Source organism: Amphibacillus indicireducens, from assembly GCF_039539605.1.
Lineage (GTDB): Bacteria > Bacillota > Bacilli > Bacillales > Amphibacillaceae > Amphibacillus > Amphibacillus indicireducens.
Genome location: NZ_BAABDL010000065.1, coordinates 1 through 20,451 on the forward strand (window position 1 = coordinate 1; position 20,451 = coordinate 20,451).

Annotated in this window: 15 protein-coding genes, 1 pseudogene and 1 other annotated feature; of the genes and pseudogenes, 11 read left to right on the forward strand and 5 right to left on the reverse strand. The window is 35.4% G+C overall.

What is annotated here, in order from left to right:
• Nucleotides 1-73 precede the first annotated feature (73 nt).
• Nucleotides 74-388, reverse strand: a pseudogene (locus ABD814_RS05965) (JAB domain-containing protein); the annotation flags it as partial.
• A gap of 586 nt (nt 389-974) precedes the next feature.
• On the opposite strand from ABD814_RS05965, the gene ABD814_RS05970 reads away from it, so the two are divergent.
• From ABD814_RS05970 to ABD814_RS05985, 4 genes are all read left to right on the forward strand, one after another.
• Nucleotides 975-3,032 (forward strand): DNA methyltransferase, encoded by a 2,058-nt coding sequence (locus tag ABD814_RS05970; protein ID WP_344911310.1) that lies wholly within the window; start codon nt 975-977, stop codon nt 3,030-3,032.
• 2 nt (nt 3,033-3,034) lie between these two features.
• Complete coding sequence (locus ABD814_RS05975) at nt 3,035-5,734, forward strand: DEAD/DEAH box helicase family protein (RefSeq protein ID WP_344911312.1); 2,700 nt, start codon at nt 3,035-3,037, stop codon at nt 5,732-5,734.
• A gap of 224 nt (nt 5,735-5,958) precedes the next feature.
• Nucleotides 5,959-6,909, forward strand: coding sequence for a HamA C-terminal domain-containing protein (locus ABD814_RS05980; protein ID WP_344911314.1), 951 nt, complete (start codon nt 5,959-5,961; stop codon nt 6,907-6,909).
• 5 nt (nt 6,910-6,914) lie between these two features.
• On the forward strand, nt 6,915-9,083 hold the full coding sequence (locus tag ABD814_RS05985) for a DEAD/DEAH box helicase (RefSeq protein WP_344911316.1): 2,169 nt from the start codon (nt 6,915-6,917) through the stop codon (nt 9,081-9,083).
• Between the two features lie 79 nt (nt 9,084-9,162).
• Here the strand turns inward: ABD814_RS05985 and rlmH are convergent, their stop codons facing one another.
• Nucleotides 9,163-9,642 carry a 23S rRNA (pseudouridine(1915)-N(3))-methyltransferase RlmH gene (gene rlmH, locus ABD814_RS05990; protein ID WP_344911318.1) on the reverse strand — a complete coding sequence of 160 codons (480 nt, stop codon included), beginning with the start codon at nt 9,640-9,642 and terminating at the stop codon, nt 9,163-9,165.
• A 171-nt stretch (nt 9,643-9,813) separates the two neighbouring features.
• Here rlmH and ABD814_RS05995 point away from each other — a divergent pair, with 171 nt between their 5' ends.
• Nucleotides 9,814-11,151 carry a CoA-disulfide reductase gene (locus ABD814_RS05995; RefSeq protein ID WP_344911320.1) on the forward strand — a complete coding sequence of 446 codons (1,338 nt, stop codon included), beginning with the start codon at nt 9,814-9,816 and terminating at the stop codon, nt 11,149-11,151.
• Nucleotides 11,152-11,286: 135 nt separating this feature from the next.
• Complete coding sequence (locus ABD814_RS06000) at nt 11,287-11,436, forward strand: hypothetical protein (protein WP_344911322.1); 150 nt, start codon at nt 11,287-11,289, stop codon at nt 11,434-11,436.
• Between the two features lie 79 nt (nt 11,437-11,515).
• Here the strand turns inward: ABD814_RS06000 and ABD814_RS06005 are convergent, their stop codons facing one another.
• Both ABD814_RS06005 and ABD814_RS06010 read right to left on the reverse strand, forming a co-directional pair.
• Entirely contained in the window at nt 11,516-12,037 is a 522-nt protein-coding gene (locus ABD814_RS06005; protein ID WP_344911324.1) for a GNAT family N-acetyltransferase, read from the reverse strand.
• 567 nt (nt 12,038-12,604) lie between these two features.
• Nucleotides 12,605-13,147: an NADPH-dependent FMN reductase gene (locus ABD814_RS06010; RefSeq protein ID WP_344911325.1), complete on the reverse strand. Its 543-nt coding sequence runs from the start codon at nt 13,145-13,147 to the stop codon at nt 12,605-12,607.
• A gap of 206 nt (nt 13,148-13,353) precedes the next feature.
• Nucleotides 13,354-13,629 (forward strand) — a binding site (T-box leader).
• Nucleotides 13,630-13,689: 60 nt separating this feature from the next.
• Between ABD814_RS06010 and ABD814_RS06015 the strand changes: the two genes are divergently transcribed.
• The 5 genes from ABD814_RS06015 to ABD814_RS06035 all read left to right on the forward strand — a co-directional run bounded on the left by ABD814_RS06015 (nt 13,690) and on the right by ABD814_RS06035 (nt 18,170).
• Complete coding sequence (locus tag ABD814_RS06015; RefSeq protein ID WP_344911327.1) at nt 13,690-14,547, forward strand: SAM hydrolase/SAM-dependent halogenase family protein; 858 nt, start codon at nt 13,690-13,692, stop codon at nt 14,545-14,547.
• A 33-nt stretch (nt 14,548-14,580) separates the two neighbouring features.
• Entirely contained in the window at nt 14,581-15,135 is a 555-nt protein-coding gene (locus tag ABD814_RS06020) for an ECF-type riboflavin transporter substrate-binding protein (protein WP_344911329.1), read from the forward strand.
• A gap of 42 nt (nt 15,136-15,177) precedes the next feature.
• Complete coding sequence (locus tag ABD814_RS06025; RefSeq protein WP_344911331.1) at nt 15,178-16,893, forward strand: ABC transporter ATP-binding protein; 1,716 nt, start codon at nt 15,178-15,180, stop codon at nt 16,891-16,893.
• On the forward strand, nt 16,884-17,711 hold the full coding sequence (locus ABD814_RS06030; protein ID WP_344911333.1) for an energy-coupling factor transporter transmembrane component T family protein: 828 nt from the start codon (nt 16,884-16,886) through the stop codon (nt 17,709-17,711). The genes ABD814_RS06025 and ABD814_RS06030 overlap by 10 nt, the downstream gene beginning before the upstream one ends.
• Nucleotides 17,712-17,810: 99 nt before the next feature.
• The gene (locus tag ABD814_RS06035; RefSeq protein ID WP_344911335.1) at nt 17,811-18,170 is read left to right on the forward strand and encodes a Lin0512 family protein; all 360 of its coding nucleotides are present in this window, start codon (nt 17,811-17,813) and stop codon (nt 18,168-18,170) included.
• Nucleotides 18,171-18,263: 93 nt separating this feature from the next.
• Here the strand turns inward: ABD814_RS06035 and ABD814_RS06040 are convergent, their stop codons facing one another.
• Nucleotides 18,264-20,099, reverse strand: coding sequence for a TcaA NTF2-like domain-containing protein (locus ABD814_RS06040; RefSeq protein ID WP_344911337.1), 1,836 nt, complete (start codon nt 20,097-20,099; stop codon nt 18,264-18,266).
• Nucleotides 20,100-20,451: the final 352 nt, after the last annotated feature.

Below are 20,451 nucleotides of genomic sequence, written 5' to 3' on the forward strand. Positions count from 1 at the left end.
ACGACTCTCTTACTTGTCAAAATTGACGTTCGGACAGCGTGCGTAACCTTTTCAGTTACGAACGTGTCGCACGATGGTTATGTCCTACCATAATGGAAGCGGCATTAGACAGTATAGCAGGTTTAAACACCTCCCTTGGATGTACTAAACTGGCATTCAAACTACCGATATGACAAACATTAATATTAACTGGTTCATTTTTTGTATTTAGTGAAATAACAATAAAGTGCTCACGATCTGCATCTTTTAAAAATTTATTCATCAATTTTCGACCATCCTCTGGTGAACTAATTATTCTTTCCTTGTATAGCAGACTTGATTCTTTAATTAACTTTAAGCTAACAATATCTACTCGTTTGGCTGGGATTCTCTTTGATTTGTCCTCCATTACTTTTAGCAACCCCACTTGTTTATGTTTTTCCAGGTAATTTTTCATCCTTATTCCCTCCCTCGATCGGTATGTAATTATTAAAGCATGATTGTTTCAAGGAAATAATATATATTTAAAGCATTACTTAATGCGCTTGTTAACCAAGTTAGAGGTCAAGGCGAACATGAAAAAAGGGAGACAAATCACCGTCTATGGATGAGTTCGCTCCCTCCCTTGTATTGAAATACCGTGTGACTTTGCTATTCATGTGAATTTAGGTTATACCAATTTTTATATCATTAGAAATAGTAATCTTATTAATTAATAAGTGCAATAATAATTTTCATTGCCCCTCGATAAGTGCTCCTTTACATGCATCTAAAAAATCTATATCACATCCTTAACTATTTGCTAATAACAGTTTTTGACTGCACTTAGTTCATAACACTTTTTAGCTAACAACTGACTCCCTGTATTTCATCAAAATTACACTAATATTGTATAAAACTGCTTTATTTAGAGTTATTTATGTAAGGAATTCTAATGAGTAAATAGACCTGTTATGCTATAATTCTAGTTAGAAGGTAGTCGGAGGGGGATTTACTTGAAAACTAAAATTAACGAAGCGATTAAAGATGTCTTAATGCAGTTTGGCAACAAGTATTTCATTGAGGGAATTGTACATAAGAGCAAAGTAATACAGGACTTAGATGAATATGATGTAGCTTTAATCGAAGCATTTATAGGAAATGAAACGGTAAAGACTAATTTTACGATTAACATCGCAGGAAATATTGTCATCCAGACGAACAAATTGCTCGAGCTTTTTGAAGCCGATGAATATTGGCAGGATTCATACACGAAGTACTCAAAGAAAATTGGTTTAACAGCAGGTGGAAAGTTCATTGATGAATCGACAGATGTCGTGCTTGATTTCCCATACAAAGATACAGTATTAAAAGCAAGTATGAGTAAGGAAGATACGGACAAAGATGATTTACGACCAGATGAACCATTTTTAAATGAAGTCATTGCAAAAGAAGAAATTGATGTTCTACTAGATAAGAAGATTTTAATAAATGCGAAAAAGTATGATGAAGAAGGTGAACATGAGGTTGCTAGTTTCAGTGAAGATGACAATTTAATTATAAAAGGAAATAACTTACTGGCGTTACATACTTTGAAAGAGAAGTATGCAGGGAAAGTGAAATTGATTTATATTGATCCACCTTATAACACAGGTAATGACAGCTTTAAATATAATGATAAATTTAATCGATCAACTTGGTTAACATTTATTAAAAACAGGTTAGAAGTTGCAAAAGACCTACTTAGTAAAGACGGTGCTATTTTCGTTCAATGCGATGATACAGAACAATCTTATTTGAAAATCTTAATGGATGACATCTTTGGAGAAAATAACTTTAAAAACATGATAACGATTAAAGCTAAAATTGCAGGTGTCAGTGGAAGTCATCAAGGGAGATCCCTACAAAATAATTGCGAATACATTCTAATGTACTCCAAGGATGAAGAAGAGTTTTATCTAAAGTCCACACCCCAGATAGAACAAGAATTGATGCAATATATAGAACAACTTAAAAATGACGGTGTAAGTTGGAAGTATGTACAAGTTTTGACTCATCTAGGGGAACGAAAATATCTAGGAGCAATAAAAGATGGTGCAGGAAATCCGATAAAAATGTATGAGCACAGAGAGTCAACTACTATGAACATAAATGAATTAGCAAAAAAGAAATACAATGGTGACTTAAAAAAAGCTTATTATGATAATATTGATAAAATTTTTGATACAACGAACGCCCAATCTTCCATCCGTAAAAGAGTCATGGACTCAATGGAAACGGATACAGATATTACGAGTATTGAGTATGTACCAACGTCTGGAAAAAACAAAGGGAAATTAACTTCTTTATACTACAAAGGACCTAAAAGAAGGTTATTCACATGGCTAAGTGACATAACCTATAAAAATTTAGAAGGTGAGATTGTTCGGAAAGAAAATGCTGGAAATCTGTGGGATGATTTACAGTACAATAACATTAATAAAGAAGGGGAAGTTTCTTTCGCAAATGGGAAAAAACCGGAGATGTTAATAAAACGAATCATTGAACTTTGTACAGAAGAGAATGATTTAGTTCTCGACTTCTTCATGGGTTCAGCAACCACCCAAGCCGTAGCTCACAAAATGAATCGCCGTTACATTGGTATTGAACAGATGGATTACATTAATACAGTATCTGTCCCACGTCTTCAAAAGGTGATTGAAGGTGAGCAAAGTGGGATTTCCAAAGATGTTGAGTGGCAAGGTGGAGGAAGCTTTGTTTATGTTGAATTAATGGAGAAAAATCGGGGTTTCTTAAAGTCTATTCAAAATGCTGAAACACAAACAGAGTTATACGATGTCTTTCAGTTCTTGTTGGAAGAAGCAGAAGTTGACTTCCGTGTAGATTTAGAAGCAGTTAAAGACACTTTAAATGAATTATCATTTAGCGACCAAAAGAAACTGCTCATTAAAATTATCGACAAAAATCAACTGTACTACAACTATTCAGAAATTGACGATGCAAATGTACGTGACCTAATCGAAGACAATGACTACGCATTCAACAAGAGTTTTTACGAAAAAGGTGGTGAATAATTGTGGCAAAGAAAAAGAAACAATTACCATTACCTCTTTACGATGAAGTAAAACAATTAAATGAAAGCTTATTTAACGAGCAATTTGATTGGGAAACACCAGAATACATTACAAATAACATGGTACACACATTCAGGTACTACCAAAATGCCGCTTTACGTTTCTTTCATTACTCACAAGTTGCGGAAGCATTTCGTTTTAGAAATGTGAACCATGTACTATTTAATATGGCGACTGGGAGCGGAAAAACAGACTTAATGGCAGGGCTTATCTTGTACCTCTTCCAAGAACATGGGTATCAAAATTTCCTATTCTTAGTAAATACAAATGGTGTATTAAACAAAACGATTGATAACCTAACAAATATGTCATCAGAGAAATATTTATATACACCGCAAATTGAAATTGACGGAGAACGAATCGAAATTAGGCAAGTAGAGACATTTCCTAAGACGCAGAGTAAAAATACCATTTACTTAAAACTAGCGACTGTTCAACGGGTCGCTTCTGACATTTACACACAAAAGGAAAACGCTATGGGGGCAGAAGACTACGCTAGAGACAAAATGGTCATTTTAGGGGATGAAGCCCATCACTATTCTGCTTCTACCAAATCAGAAAAAGAAACAGAACAGTCGTGGGAAAAAGCTATTTCAACGATCCTTCATGCAAATGAAGAAAATCGTTTACTAGAATTTACGGCTACAATTGACCTGGAGAACAAAAATGTGTACGAAAAATACAAAGATAAAGTGCTGTACCGTTACGCTTTAGACCGCTTCATCCAGGACAAGTACTCTAAAAACGTAAAAAGAATTCAATCGAGTAACACCGATGTGGATAACATGCTGAATGTCATTTTATTAAGTGAATACAGGAGAAGATATGCTTTAGAGGAACATCGTATCTACATGAAACCAGTCATCATGTTTAAATCACAACGAATCGATGCCTCTAACGAAGCACATGAACAATTTAATCGCTTAGTGGAAACATTAACAGTTGAGTCTTTAAAATCCTTTTTAGACAGACAAGCTCAAATAGCTTCTGAAGATGATAGCGAGACACTGGCACTTGCCCATGATTACTACCGTAACCATGAAACGTTGAGTGACGTGGTAAGAGATATTAAACGTGAGTTAGCACCAACAAGAATCATTAATGCTAACGACACGAGTCAATCAGGTATTTTAGAAAAAGGGCATTACGAAGCGTTAAACAGTTTAGAAAGTCCATCGAACCTGTACCGTGTGATTTTCGCCGTTGCTCGACTGACGGAAGGATGGGATGTTTTAAACCTCTTTGACATTGTTCGCTTGAGTGATGATCCAAAGACAAAAGGAACGAAAGCGACAACGATGTCAGAAGCTCAATTAATTGGGCGTGGTGCAAGGTACTACCCTTTCTTATTAGAAGGAGAACGTTCATTTACACGTAGATTCGATGATGACAGTAAAGATAGCTTGATTTTAGAAACGATTCATTACCATACGATTAATGAACCACAGTACTTGAAGAACTTAGTAAGTGCTTTAGATGAAATGAACTTACCTACAGGGGAAGACAAGAAGAATCCGCTACTTGATGTAAAGGTAAAACCTGCTTTTAAACGAACGAACGTGTGGAAGTATGGCAGAATTTACTACAATGAAACAGTCGAAGTGGCTGACAACTACTATGATTCATTAGAAAAGTATGGGGTAGATACAACTAATGACGTAGTGATTCCTTACATTTCCTCTTTACAGGAAGTGGGCTACAAAGACACAAAAGTTCATGAGGACTACTCAAATGCTTACAATGTTGCAGTTTCCTTTGATAGACGTTATTTACAGAAGGTCATGAACCGCTTATGCTTCTATCACTTTTCTAATCTAAAAAGATACATTCCGTTACTTAAATCGAGAGAGGAATTCTTAGAAGAAAGATGGTTAAACATTTACAATCGAACAATCTATGTAACCGTACCACAAACAATGGATGGCGAAGTATTAACTCCGACAGAGAAATTAAATATTCTGGAGCAATATTTTATAGATGTGTCAAAGCAAATTAAAGCAGGTTACAGTAAAGAACGTGGAACAGGTAAATTTATCGGTTATCCTATTAAAGAATACATTGCGAATTACCGCAAACGTGTACCTAACTATGATACGGGTAGAGCATTCATGCAGGATGACCCGCAAACGGTAAAGCGTTACGAATTAAAAGAAGATTTCTTTGTGTATGATTCAGCGATCATTAACTTAACAGAAAAGCAGTTGATTGATCGAATTGCAGAAAGAGTGAAAGAATTAGAAAAAGTCTATTCTGATGTGTATTTAATTCGAATGGATGAAAACATGCATCGTGAGTCAGCAAAGAATAACAAATTGAAACTGCACCAATTTGGGACGGGGCATGATGAAGTACATTTAGCAGGTTTCCAGCCTGATTTTATTCTTTATCTACAAAACACAGACTACTTCATTCAAATTTTTATTGAACCTAAAGGCAGAAACATTGAAGAACAACAGTGGAAAGAAGATTTACTCATGTACATTAATGAACACGAAGCAGAGATTATCTTTGAAGATGAAATGCAAGATGTGAAGATTAAAGGGGTAAAATTCTATACGATGAATGACGGTAGAGGGTCTATTAGACAAATTGGAGAGATTGCACTTGGCAGATTGTTTAAGGGATTGAGTGTAAGAGATTAATTATTCAAGAATACTTTTTCATATCTGTATAAATCATAATCCGCTATTTACTGATTTATAGACTTTGGAAGTAGAAGCCTATAATTAGTAAATAGCGAATCATAATATGGTGTAAACTAAATATAGATTAGCTTCTAATAAATTTTCTACTTTAGTTTTAAAAGGATAAATAGCAAGGGTACTTAGTTTACATAGAATTAGACTGTATATAAGGAAGTGATTAGATGGAGAGGGTAAAAGAGGCCAAAAACGTACTTTCCTGTAAAATAGCAGAATCAAATTTACATTCATTTTTTATAGACTTTGATTTAAATGATGAAGGTACATTAACCCAGATGCTAAACAAGTTTGTCAGATTATTAATGGAAGAAATACCTTCCTTTGCCTTTGGTTATCATCAAAGTACTAATATCCCTCAAGAACAAATACTAAGGTTATTAATAGATGCTGCTAATTCTATATATAAAATTGATGCGTATAATAAAGTAGCTCTTAAGTATGAAGCTGGTGAGGTCATTGATGACGACATTGATGATAAGTATTTAAGAAGGGGCGAATTTGGAGAATTAATTTTGCACTTTGTTTTAAAATACTTTTTTGATACCGTACCATTGGTTGCTAAAGTTTATTTTAAAGACTCTTATGGACACGCTGTACATGGATTCGATTCAGTACATATTCAACCAGAAACAAATACTCTTTGGCTAGGAGAATCAAAATTATACACTGACGGTGAGAGGGGTGTAGATGCATTGATACAGGACTTATTTGATCATTTTAACGCCTCTTATTTTGATAACGAATTTACAATCATTTCGAAAAGAATTAAAGATACAAAAAAGGAACTTAAGCAAGAGATTGATAATCCTGAGTACTGGATTAAATTATTAAATTCTTATACTAAATTATCAGATCAGTTAGATAATATAATTATACCATTCTTTTGTGCATATGAAACTTCTGTTTTTGACCATTTTGATGATGATAAGACTTTCACTTCCAGATACATAGAAGAAACTAATAGATTAAACGAAAGATTTTTAAATAAAAAGAAAACACATCCATGGCATGGGAAATTAAATGTAATTGTTATTTTAATGCCATTGGATAGTAAACGAAAACTTGTGTCTGCCTTACATCACAAGCTTAAAACAATTCAATCCTTAGGAGGTTAATATTGATGAATTGGTCAGATGTTGATATATTTTCACTTGAAGAATTGAACTTTGACAATAGTTTTTCACTGGCTAAATATGTATCCAATTTGTCTCTAAACGGTAAAGGAAAAGAGGCGCAAAAAATAATAGTTAAGATTTTAAGTATTTGGGAGAAAGTTGATTCAACAACACAAAAATTGTGGGTGGATTTAATAGAAAGTGAAGGATTTTATCCGTATCTTTCACAGTTGTTAGAAACACCATCTAATTTAGATACAACCTCTGAAATTAGAAATGCATATCATATTTCCGATTACTTAAAAGATGTTATTTTACATCAAGAACAAAAGTTAATATCTGAAGCTATAAAGAAAGGAAAAAACGTAATTGTCAGTGCCCCAACAAGCTTTGGTAAAAGTCTACTTATACAAGAAATTATAGCTAGCAATAAATACAATAATATTTTAATTATCCAACCGACTTTAGCTCTGTTAAATGAAACTCGAATTAGTTTACGTAAATTTGGTAACGGGTATAATGTAATAGTTAATACATCACAAACTGTTCGTGATAGAAATATTTTTCTCTTAACTGCAGAGCGAGTTTTAGAATTTAAAGACCTTCCTTTTATTGACTACTTTATTTTAGATGAATTTTATAAACTTAGCTCTTCAAGAGATGATGAACGGTCAGACGTACTAAATATTGCTATTAGAAAAATTTTAGAGAATCCGAAAACTAGGTTCTACTTTTTAGGACCTAATATTGATAGTATCCCAGAGGGATTTATAGAAAGATATAATGCTACTTTTTTCAAAACCAATTATTCGTTAGTGGATACTCGAGTAATACCTGTTGAAATAAATTATAAAAATACAGGTGTAAGAAAAAGACAGCAGGAAAGAGAAATTGAATTATTTAAGCTTCTAGTAAAGCTTAATAATGAACAATCCATAGTTTATATATCGTCTCCCGATCGTGCATACAATATAGCTAAGAAGTACTACTCTTTTTTACATAAGAACAAATTAAACCACACTTCACAGTACTTACCAATAAATGAATGGATTGAAGAAAATATTGATAAGAATTGGACATATAATAAACTGATAGAACAGAAAATAGGTGTTCATTCTGGTATAATACCAAAACATTTAACGCATTCTATCATTGACTACTTTAATAAAGGGCACTTAAATGTTTTATTTTGCACATCTACAATTATTGAGGGGGTGAACACTAGTGCAAAAAATGTTATGATATTTGACAATAAAAAGGGCCCTAACAAAATTGACTATTTCGACTACTCAAACATAAAGGGTAGAGCTGGAAGACTATTACAACACTTTGTAGGTAATGTATATCTTTTTCACCCTGTACCACAAAAAGATTCTGTTAATCTTGATATACCTTTTTATGATCAAAAGATAATTACTGATGAAGTACTTATAAATCTACCAAAGGATGAGGTAAAAGACAGGCATGTCAAAAGATATAAAGAACTTAATGACTATAATGAAGACCTATTAAAGATTATTAAAAGTAATTCTGTTTCAGTAAATGGTCAGAAAAAAATAATAAAAGAACTAAGTAATACCTTGAAAACAAATCCAAGCCTTATTTTATGGAGCGGTTTGCCACAATTTAAACAACTTAAATATATACTCAATCTTTGCTGGGATAACTTGCTAAAGCGAACGGAAACAACTCGGCCAATGACTAAGAAGGCACTCCCAGTTGTTGTTTTTAACAATGCTAAAAAAGATTTTAGAGAGATAATTATCAGTGAAATGAGCTACCTAAAGAAGCAGAATCCTAAATGGGATAAACAAAGAATCCTGGATCAAGCAGTATCAAAACATTTCAGAAATAAGAGGCATTGGGTTTCTTACAAAGTACCTAAATGGTTAAATATAATAGATTCTCTACAAAAAGAGATTTGTAAACAACTCGGAATGAATAGTACGGGTGATTATTCTTATTTTGTTTCGTATTTAGAAAATGAGGGGGTAAAACCTGAACTTTCAATTCTTTTAGATATGGGTCTTCCGCATTCGGCAATTAAAAAAATAACGTCATTTATCCCTGATGACTTGCCCGACGACGAATTAATAGACTTTGTTAGAAGTTTAAACATTGCAAATAACGCTTCATTATTGCAATACGAAAAAGAAAAAATAAAAGAATTATAATAGGAAAAGTTTTAAATTAATGTAACCGCTCTACCCCCTATTAATACAACGGTTACATTAATTTTTCAAAAAACCTCATTTACTTATGGTACGGTTCATTTCTATTTATTTTAAACGCCCGATAAACCTGCTCCAACAACACCAGTCTCATCAACTGATGTGGTAAAGTCATTTTTGAAAATGACAAAGAAAAATCACTTCGCTTCATTACCGCTTCACTTAAGCCCAGTGATCCACCAATCACAAAGACGATTTTGCTTTTCCCATGTGTCGCTAGTTGGTCTAGCTGAGTAGCAAGTTGTTCAGAGGAGAGCTGCTTCCCTTCGATTTCTAATGTGATCACATACGTATCTGCTGGAATTTTTGCTAAAATGCGCTCGCCTTCTTTATTCTTTACTGCTTCCATCTCTGCTTCAGATAAGGTTTCAGGTGCTTTCTCATCTGGAACTTCGATCAGCTTCAAGTTGGCGTACGCGCTTAGCCGCTTCGTATATTCATCAATTCCTAGCTTTAAATATTTTTCCTTCAATTTACCGACGCTAATAATTGTAATATTCATATGAACCCCCATCGTTCATCATTTTCCACTTAAACTTGATCTACTCTTATTGTAACGTTAAAACGAATTAATTGCAGATCATTATCCTGTTTTTAATCATATTTCATTGGTGAAGAGGGAATAGGACAGATTGAAAGGACAATTGGATTTTTGATAAGGGAGGATGTTATTGTGAAATATGTCATTATTGGTGGGGTTGCTGCTGGAATGAGTGCGGCGATGGAGATTTATCGAACAGATGATTCAGCAGAGATCACGGTGCTTGAGCGTGGTGAGGATTATTCATACGGGCAGTGTGGTTTGCCGTATGTTGTTAACGAGGTCATTCCGTCAATCGATGATGTGATCTCGCGAACTGCTGAGGAGTTTAGAGAAAAATATCAGATCGATACGAAAACAAATACGACTGTGACTGGTGTCGATAGTGATAAGCAAATTGTAACAGCGATCAATACAGAGACAAATCAAACGTTTAACGTTGAGTATGATCGCTTATTAATTGCAACGGGTTCTGATCCAGTGAAGCCTGACTGGGATGGGATTGACTTAGCTGGGATTCATTCGTTAAAAACGATGACTGATACAAATGCATTAATGGCTGACTTAACAACTGACGTTAAGCAAGTAAGCATTATTGGTGGTGGTTATATCGGATTAGAGATGGCTGAGGCTTTTCACACTCGTGGACTTGATGTCAGGCTGATTCAACGCGAAGATCAATTAGCCGAAATATTTGATCCTGATATGGCCGAACATATTCAAACAGAAGCTGAAAAGCAGGGGATTGACGTTGTTTTATCAGAAACGGTGGAGAGTTTTTCAGGAAGTGGTCGGGTCAATCGGGTGGTGACTGATAAAAATGAGTATGAGACGGATCTTGTCTTGCTTGCGATTGGGGTCAGTCCGAATACGGGATTCCTGAAGGATTTGGGTTTGCATATGCTTGGGAATGGGGCGATTATTGTCAATCCATATATGGAGACGTCAATTGCGAACATTTATGCTGCGGGTGATTGTGCGTCACATTATCATCGGATTAAGCGTGTGGATGATTATGTTCCGCTGGGGACAACTTCGAATAAGCAGGGGCGGATTGCTGGGGCAAATATGGCTGGTAATCGAATGGCGTTTAATGGGGTTGTTGGGACGTCGATTGTGAAGTTTTTTGATTTAACGCTTGGGCGTGCAGGGTTGTCGGAGAAGGAGGCGCAGGTGCTTAATCTGCCATATCATGTTCTAGTGAGTGAGGCTCGGTCGCATGCTAGTTATTATCCTGATCATGAAACGTTACAGTTGAAAATGGTCTATCATACGAAGACGAATGTGGTTCTTGGTGGACAGGTAATTGGGAAAAAGGGAGTCGATAAGCGGATTGATGTGTTGGCGACTGCTTTGTATGGTAATTTAACGCTCACTCAGTTGCTTGATCTCGATTTAAGTTATGCACCGCCTTATAACGGGGTTTGGGATCCGCTTCAGCAACTTGCAAGAAAGTCGGGTTTGGCTTAAATTTGGTTTACTTTCCACCTTGAGGATGATTTTTGTCTCCACCAAATGGCTGAATAAAAATCCACCAGGAGTCTGTTTTTATTTTCCATCTACTCCGTTATGATTGAATTATCAAAGCCGTAAAGGATGAGGCATATGAAACGTCTAAAGAGAAAGCTTAATCAGATGAAAGAAATCATGCAATTTCGGATGAGTCGCCGTGTCAATAATCACTATGTAATCGAACGTCGCTTAGCTAGTTTTTATCACGACCGTCAAGTTCAGAGAATTAGACAGATTTATTAATTCGTGGGATTTAAATTGTTTGTGATTTTTACTATAGAGCGTAAAGATGATCTGGAAAATGTCAGATCATCTTTTTAATTCATTCGTCTTCGAGCTCAATCCAGTATCGGTTTAGGGTATTGTTTTGTTGATCGATAAAATCGTTGTCTTTTTGGCCACCATTGTTTAGGATGACTTTTTTGGATGCGATGTTTGTTGGATAGCAAACTAATAAAGCTTTTCCGATCTTGAGTTCTTTTGCTTTTAGTAAGGCTAATAAAAGCATTTTAGTACCATAGCCTTGTTTTCTTCTCGTTGGTCTGATCCCATATCCAATGTGACCACCTGAATTAAATAATTGTTCCGTTAAAGAATGACGAATATTTACGACACCAATGATTTTATTGTGATCAACTAACCAAAATGTACTGTTTTTAGCAATCCAAGATCCTTGAGGCTCAATGCCCTTTTCGCAATCCGATAAATAATTCAACATCGCATCAAAGTCAGCCGGGTCTTTTTCGATGACAAAGGGAATCATCTTTTCTCCACTATTCTTCCATTCTTGATAAAATTCAATATATTCATTTTTTAAGTCTACAGTAGGTTTTTCTAATCTCATAATTAAGTACTCTCTTCCTTTTTAGATTCAATTAAGTACATTCTCATAGCTTACATTATACCTTCATTCATTTAAATGAATTTCATAATACAAAAATCTAATTAAAAACACGAATAATTACAAAATATAGTTAAATATCATACATAAATAAAAAATTCTAATCAAGTGATTAGAACGGCAGGCGGCGACTCCTTGAAAATAAAGGGCGATTTTCTGCGTGCGATGCATCGCTGTCGAAGCCTTCCTTGTCCAGCGGGAAAAATCGTGTCCGAAGATCCAGTGAGACAATTAAGGAATGTTAGACTAAGAACGCCACGTCCATGTGGCGACGTCTAACTGACCCACATCCTGTGCGCCCGAGGCCGATCCCGCGGAAAGCGTCCGCCTAGAGTGAAAATCACCGCAACACCTGTAACTCAATTGTTCGTGTTTTATAGCCAATTAAGTAATTTTGAAATTGACTCATCTAGACAGAAAGAGAAAAATTCGATAATTAGTGAAACTGCTAAAAAACTAGAGCCTTTAGTCAGCTCTAGTTCTTGTTTTAAAGTATTTAGTTTTTAACTCTTATTGCTTGTTAATTAAATCAACAAAGGCATCGACAAATGACTGGAGGAATTGGACTGTTTGTTCATTATTAATATTGCCACTATCATCAACTAAATCTTGAGAATTAGCTAAATACACCTCTGGTTGCTGAACGACAGGCATATTTAAAAACGTTAATGATTGACGTAGGTGGTGATTCGCCCCGAAACCACTTAAATTACTGATCGATTGACTGATTATAGCTGCTGGCTTCGCATTCCAAACACTTTCACCATAAGGACGAGAGCCAACATCTAGTGCATTTTTTAGCACCCCCGGAACTGACCGGTTATATTCGGGTGTGACGAATAACACAGCATCAACACCACTCACCGTCTCGCGGAATGATACATACTCTTCCGGTGAGTTGCCGTCATACTCCTCATTGTAAAGTGGTAAGTTTCCAATCTCAATAAATTCCGCTTCATAACCTTCTGGAAATAACTTCGCAACATTATTGGCAATCTTACGCGAAAATGATTCTTTTCTTAAACTACCAACTACAACACCAATTTTTGTCATCCTTAATCAGCCCTTTTCATTTTTTTGTTTTAAAAAAATGCTCGAAAACTATTTTTAAAACAGATAAAATTAATATTCCCATTCAAGCGAGATTAAAACATTTAGGTTATTAATTTTAAAAGATTCTGATAATTTTTAAAATAAAGCTTGCTTTTTATTTTTTGCTCGCCTATAATAAAAAAACAAGTTCACAAATTATTCAAACTTTAAAAGCATTGATTAGGGAAAGTAAGTGTTTAGCGTTTTTCTAAAAGAGAGCTTCGGTAGCTGAAAAGAAGCAAAAATGCGAATGCTGAAAATGGCCTAGGAGCTGCGTGCTGAACGTACAGATTATGTATAAGTAAGTGACGCCCGAGATTTGGTACTCGTTATCAATACCAAAGTATAAATGCCTATTGGCGGAGTACTTATTGAGACTATTTGTGTAAGCAAATAGTAAACTAAGGTGGTACCGTGTTGATTGCCCATTCAACGCCCTTATTGTTCTTAACCGAGCAATAAGGGCGTTTTTTAATCTTTTAAATTTGAGAGGAGATTTTACAATGAGTAATTTATTAGTTTTTCAATCTGATTTTGGTTTATTTGATGGGGCTGTGAGTGCAATGTACGGCGTAGCAAAATCAGTCAGTCTTGATTTACAATTATATGATGTCACGCATGAGATTCCGACTTATAATATATTTGAAGCTTCTTATCGTTTATATCAGACGACGCCATACTGGCCAGAGGGTACCGTGTTTGTTTCTGTCGTTGATCCAGGGGTTGGTTCAAATCGACTAAGTATTGTCGCAAAAACAAACGACAATCAGTATATTGTCACACCCGACAATGGCACTCTAACTCATTTAGCGCAATCAGTTGGGATTAGTGAAGTTCGAGAAATTGACGAGAAGGTGAATCGATTAGCGCGTTCTTATGAATCGTATACGTTTCACGGACGTGACGTCTATGCTTATACCGGCGCACGACTCGCTTCAAATACGATTACATTTGAAGAAGTTGGTCCAAAGCTCGACGTTGAAAAAATCATTACACTTGAAACACCTCAAGTCAAAGTTGATGATCGCGTCATTAATGGAAATATTGATATTTTAGATATCCGCTTCGGAAATCTATGGACAAATATTAATAAAGACTTTTTTGAGCAAGAAGGGATTAAGTATGGTGATACGTTAGAAGTGACGATCTATGATCAGAATCGCCAAATTTACAAAAACGTCATGTCTTTTGGTAAGTCATTTGCGGATACTCGAGTTGGTGAGCCTTTACTCTTCATCAATTCACTTGAAAAAATCGGTGTTGCTTTAAATCAGGGTTCATTTGCCGATGCCTATCATATCAAGACAGGTTTACATTCAAAAATTCAAATCCGTAAAGCTGCAAAAATTGTTTATAGTTAATTAAATTTATTATAATAAAAGGAGATGTTTTACATGTTTAAAAATTTATCAATTAAGACGATTGTTGCAATTGGGATTGGTTCTGCTGTCTATTTTGTTTTAGGTCGATTTGTTACGATTCCAACAGGTGTGCCCAACACAAACGTTGATACGGCGATTGCGTTCTTAGCGTTTATTGCAGTTCTGTTTGGTCCAATTGCAGGTGGACTTGTTGGGTTAATTGGTCACGCACTTAAGGACGCATTGATGTTTGGTTCTGTCTGGTGGAGCTGGGTGCTTGTTTCATTATTGGTCGGTTTCCTAATCGGTCTTGCCGCACATCGAATTAAACTTGAAGATGGCCAATTTGGTAAGAAGGAACTGATTTCATTTAACTTAATTCAGGTCGTTGTCCAAATCATTGGTTGGGGAGTTGCAGCACCCGTGCTCGATATTTTGATTTACGCTGAGCCTGCTAATAAAGTATTTACTCAGGGACTTGTCGCTGCACTATTAAATATTATTTCAGTTGGTGTCTTCACATCGATTTTATTGTTCTCTTATTCAAAAACGCAAAGCCTTGGCAACAGCTTAACTAAGGAAGATTAGTAAATAACAGTAGAAAAGTTTTTCAAAAAGAAGGTGTGCACGATGGTAAATCCAATGATTCAGTTTGAGCAATTTTCTTTTAAATATCATAGTCAAGTCGAGCCAACCTTAAATGAGATTAATTTATCGATCAATCACGGTGAAAAAATTTTAATCTTAGGACCTTCTGGTTCAGGGAAAAGTACACTAGCCCATTGTTTAAATGGGCTTGTCCCTTTTTCCTATCCTGGTGAAATGACTGGATCTTTAACGATTAAAGGTGAACAGACAAAAGATTTAGACATTTTTTCTTTGTCAAAAATTGTTGGTACCGTGTTGCAGGATACGGACGGACAATTTATCGGTCTATCGGTTGGTGAGGATCTTGCATTTGGTTTAGAAAATGAAAATGTCGCTCAAGAATCAATGAAAAAAATTGTCGCTGATACGGCTAAACTAGTCAACGTCGAATCACATATTGATCATTCCATTCATGAATTGTCTGGTGGTTTGAAACAACGTGTTTCACTTGGTGGTGTGTTAGTCGAGCAAGATCTTGATATTCTATTATTTGATGAACCGTTAGCAAATTTAGATCCTGCTACAGGTCGTTATGCGATGGAGTTAATCGATCAAATTCACCAAGCGCATCATAAAACGGTGATCGTGATCGAACACCGCTTAGAGGATGCACTTCAACTTCAGTTTGACAGAGTGATTGTAATTGATGATGGGAGAATTGTGACGGATACGACGCCAAATCAATTGCTCGCTTCAGAAACGCTTGATCACGTTCATATTCGCGAGCCTCTCTACACGAAGGCGCTAAAATATAGCGGTGCTGTCATTGACTCAAAACATCAACCTCAGCAGATCGATCAGCTCATTTTATCTGAGTCAGATATTAAGCGTTTAACAAACTGGCAAAGTCATTATCGAAAACCTTTTACAACACCTCCTTCAGATCAATTGCTCCAGCTAGAACACGTTAATTTTAGTTATGAATCACGGTCTGTTTTGTCCGATATTTCTTTGACGATTAATCGTGGTGAGATGATTAGTTTAGTCGGTAAAAATGGTGCTGGAAAGTCAACATTAGCTAAAGTCATTTGTGGCTTTGAAAAGCAACAACAAGGATCAATTAAGTTCGCAGGTCAACCACTTGATCGTGAGTCCATTTTTGAGCGAGCCAATCGAATTGGGTTTGTCTTGCAGAATCCAAATCAAATGATTTCAAAGCATTTAATTTTTGATGAGGTTGCATTAGGTTTACGACTTAGACAGATACCTGAGGATGAAGTGAAAGAGAAGGTTTTTGATGCGCTTCGCGTTTGTGGTCTCTATCCATTTCGAAACTGGCCAATATCCGCTTTAAGTTATGGCCAGAAAAAACGTTTAACAGTTGCTTCAATTCTTGTTTTGGAGCCGGAATTAATTATTTTAGATGAACCAACCGCTGGTCAAGATCTGAAGCATTACACAGAAATTATGGATTTTTTAGAACAATTAAATCAACTCGGTGTAACCATTATTTTGATTACGCACGACATGCACTTAATGCTCGAGTACACTTCGCGAGCCCTAGTTCTAGCTGATGGACAATTAATAGCTGATCAAAGTCCTGTCGATGTGCTAACAAATGACCAGTTAATCGAGCGTGCACATTTAAAACGGACATCGTTATTTGATCTCGCGGTAAAAGCAGGGATTGAGCAACCAACACAATTTATCGATCATTTTATTTCACATGATCGGCAGGTTCGAAAAACATGGCAGTAAAAATGTTAGGTTACTTTGAACGTTCATCGGTGATTCATCAGTTATCTGGTGTGACAAAGTTAATCATTTTTTTGCTTTGGTCAACCGCAGCAATGTTAACTTACGATACGCGGATTTTATTGGTTTTATTAATTTTTAGTTTTGTCATCTTTAAATTATCCAAAGTGCGATTAAGAGAGATTAGACTAGTACTGGCACTCATTTTATTCTTTCTGCTCTTAAATAATCTTGCGATCTATCTTTTTTCACCGCAAGAAGGCGTACAGATTTACGGCAGTTCGACTGAGCTCTTCACAATCTATGGGCGCTATAATATTACAGCTGAGCAATTATTTTATCACTTTAATGTGACGTTAAAATACATTGTTGTTACACCTGCTGCTTTATTGTTTATTATTACAACACACCCAAGTGAGTTTGCGGCTTCGCTGAATAAAATTGGTGTGCATTATAAAATTAGTATTGCTGTTTCGCTAGCCTTACGTTATTTACCCGATATCCAGCGCGACTTCCGGACAATCAGCCAAGTTCAACAAGCGCGTGGTGTTGATTTTTCAAAAAATGAAAAGTTAATCAAGCGTTTGAAAAATGTGAGTTCCATTATTATGCCACTCATCTTTTCAAGTTTAGATCGGATCGAGACGATCAGTCAGGCAATGGAATTAAGAAGTTTTGGAAAGCATAACAAACGTACATGGTATCGAGCCCAACCACTAACGAAAACCGATTGGTTAACTTTAGTCGTTAGTACACTTTTATTTATCATTGCGATTGTAATCACTTTTTATGATGGTTCACGTTTTTATAATCCGTTTTAATTAACAATCAGTGGGTATAACATAAATATGCTTGGAAATCGTTGATTAACTATTTCCCGGGAAATATCGACAAGAAATATTATTAGGGAGGACAAATTTGTGGAGAAGGTTATTTTTATTGAGACAGGTGTCGGTGTAGACACACACGGTCAAGATGTTACAAAAGCGGCAAGGCGTGCTGTTCAAAATGCGATTCATGCCAATTCAATGCCTGGGATTAAAGACTATCTACCTGGTCAGTCATTAGATGGGATGAAAGTAAATATTGTTTTAGCAATTCCAGCTGATCAAGATTTGCTTGACCTTGACGTTATAAAAGCAGAAATTCCTTATGGTGAGGTTACTGTAGAAGTTGTTGATGGTGGACTTGCCACAACAAGCGGGATTATCTTACCTGAACAAAATGATAAAAATGATCTCATGTATATTGTCATTGCGGCTGTACAGGTTGGATATTAATTTTCCAACTAATAAATAGACTCCCTAATTGATCGTACCTTTTGATACAACATCAATAGGGAGTTATTATTATCTTCGGAATAAAAGTTATCCTTATTCTCTTTCAATATTCGTTAATTTGAAGTTATTTCCGTCCTTAACGACGGTATACTTCCAGTTATAATCCCTTGATTCCTGATCTCCACTTTCAAAGTTGATTTTAATTGTTTCATCAGTGTATGCAAACCATTGATCACCATCTTGCTCAATATCAATGACTTCCCTATAAATTACTTCTTGTGTTGTTCCTGCTTCCACTAAACGTTCAACCAAGCCAATTTGCATATCCTCAAGTAAGCTCCCACTTTTAATATACGGTTCGACGAGAGAGTAGTCACCAGCATTAATCGCCTCGACCATATAGTCAATATAATTAACAGTTACACTTGCAATTAATTCATTTTCATCTTGACTACTTTCAACTCTTTCTTTTACTGTACCTAGTTGAATTGAATCACCACTATAGTCAAGCGACCGGTAATTGGATCTCTCATCATCATAGCGATAATCATTTGTTCTATATAGCACGTTCCATTGATCATTTTGATAGGCAAAATGATATTGGTAATAGTCCGCATCATAATAAGGATCTTTTAAATAATCGCTATACCATTGATATTCCTCCGCAGCTTCTTCAATAACATTTACTATAACATTGTAAAAACCAGTGTCTTCATCATAATAAACGTGTAAAAAGTCATCTGAAATTCCAAAACTCGTGAGATCTTGAAAGTAGATCAACTCCTCATTGTTAATAGAGTGATGGAGGTCGTCAATTGTATATTCAAGGTCACTATAAAAATCACTCTCCAAGAAACTAAGCTGGCTTAGGTCATTTTTTCTATATGCACTAAATAATTGATCATAAAACGACGTTAAGTTACCTAACAAGTCATCGATCATAATCTCACTAAGTTGATAATGAAAATAATTATCTTGAGCATCATGCAATACATCCGTTTCCCCTGTAGATAGTTCTCCCCACGGAAAGGTCGTAATTATTTCTACCTTATAATCCAACTCTGGATCAATCGGGCCGATAGAAGATTCTCCAATTATTATCTCTTCGTCAGTTTCATTGCCATTTAATAAGACTTTACTGTTGTTTAAGGTAACACCTTCTGGAACCCAGATTGTTGCTACATCAAAATAAAAATCCAATTCCCTTGGCGAATAGCTGAGGTATAGATATTCACTTAATTCTAAACTAACGTACTCATTTTCATATGTAGCAGAAAAATTATGTTCACCGTACACAAAAGGGCCAATCTTTTTTATCACATCATTTGATTCTATCGTGATACCCTGTTGACCCATATGACTGATTTGAGTGTTATTTAGATTCGTCCGAACCGAGATATAGTAAGGTTCTGCAATGATTTTAAATCGCCTAAATCCCAGAAAATAACTCGTTTGTTTTAAATTTAAGATATCATGTGTAGAAGAGGTTCTTTTATCCACTTGTAAGTTAAAGTGGGTGAGTAGCTCTTCTAATAAATCCCCATCATTTATTGTTTTCAACAACACTTGAGCGTTTTCTTCACCAATTGCTTGATTTCCATTATTAAATTCAATCATTTCAGCAATCTTTAGATAATCACCCTCAACAATTGCTGTTTGTAATTGTTTTGTTAGCCGATCCGCTGACCAGAGATAACTTAATGTAAAATAGCTAATTATCAATATAATACCAATAGATACCAATACACTGAATCGTATTCTCTGTTTCAAAGGGCGTTCTTTGAATGTTAGTCTTTTTCTCTGGCTAACTGTACGATCAGGTTGTTTGTTTGCTACTTTAACCACGGTTTTATCGAATTGCTGCCCACAATTTCGGCAAAACTTCGCGTTTTCCTTTATCTCTTTGCCACACTGATTACAAAATTTCATCTTAAGCGATCCTCCCTTGTTAGATTCTTTCATTTACGCCATTATTATAATCAGCTATGAAGAGTAAAAATTCTTCGTGATAAATATCGAAAAAACGACCCCTTAATATTACATTAATGTTATAATATAACTAACAATGGTGTTATTATATTAATATTTAAGGGGGATTTATCACGTGGCTACAAGAAAAGAACAGAGAATGAATGAAAAAAGGATAAATTATTTTTTCGAGTTCACCAAAATCAGCAAGCATTTCTTTAAAGACATGAATGAAAGGTTAAAAAAGTAGAAGATCCAAGAGATTCTAGCTATATCACCTATGGGAGTGAGCTCATCTTATTTATGGTGATCA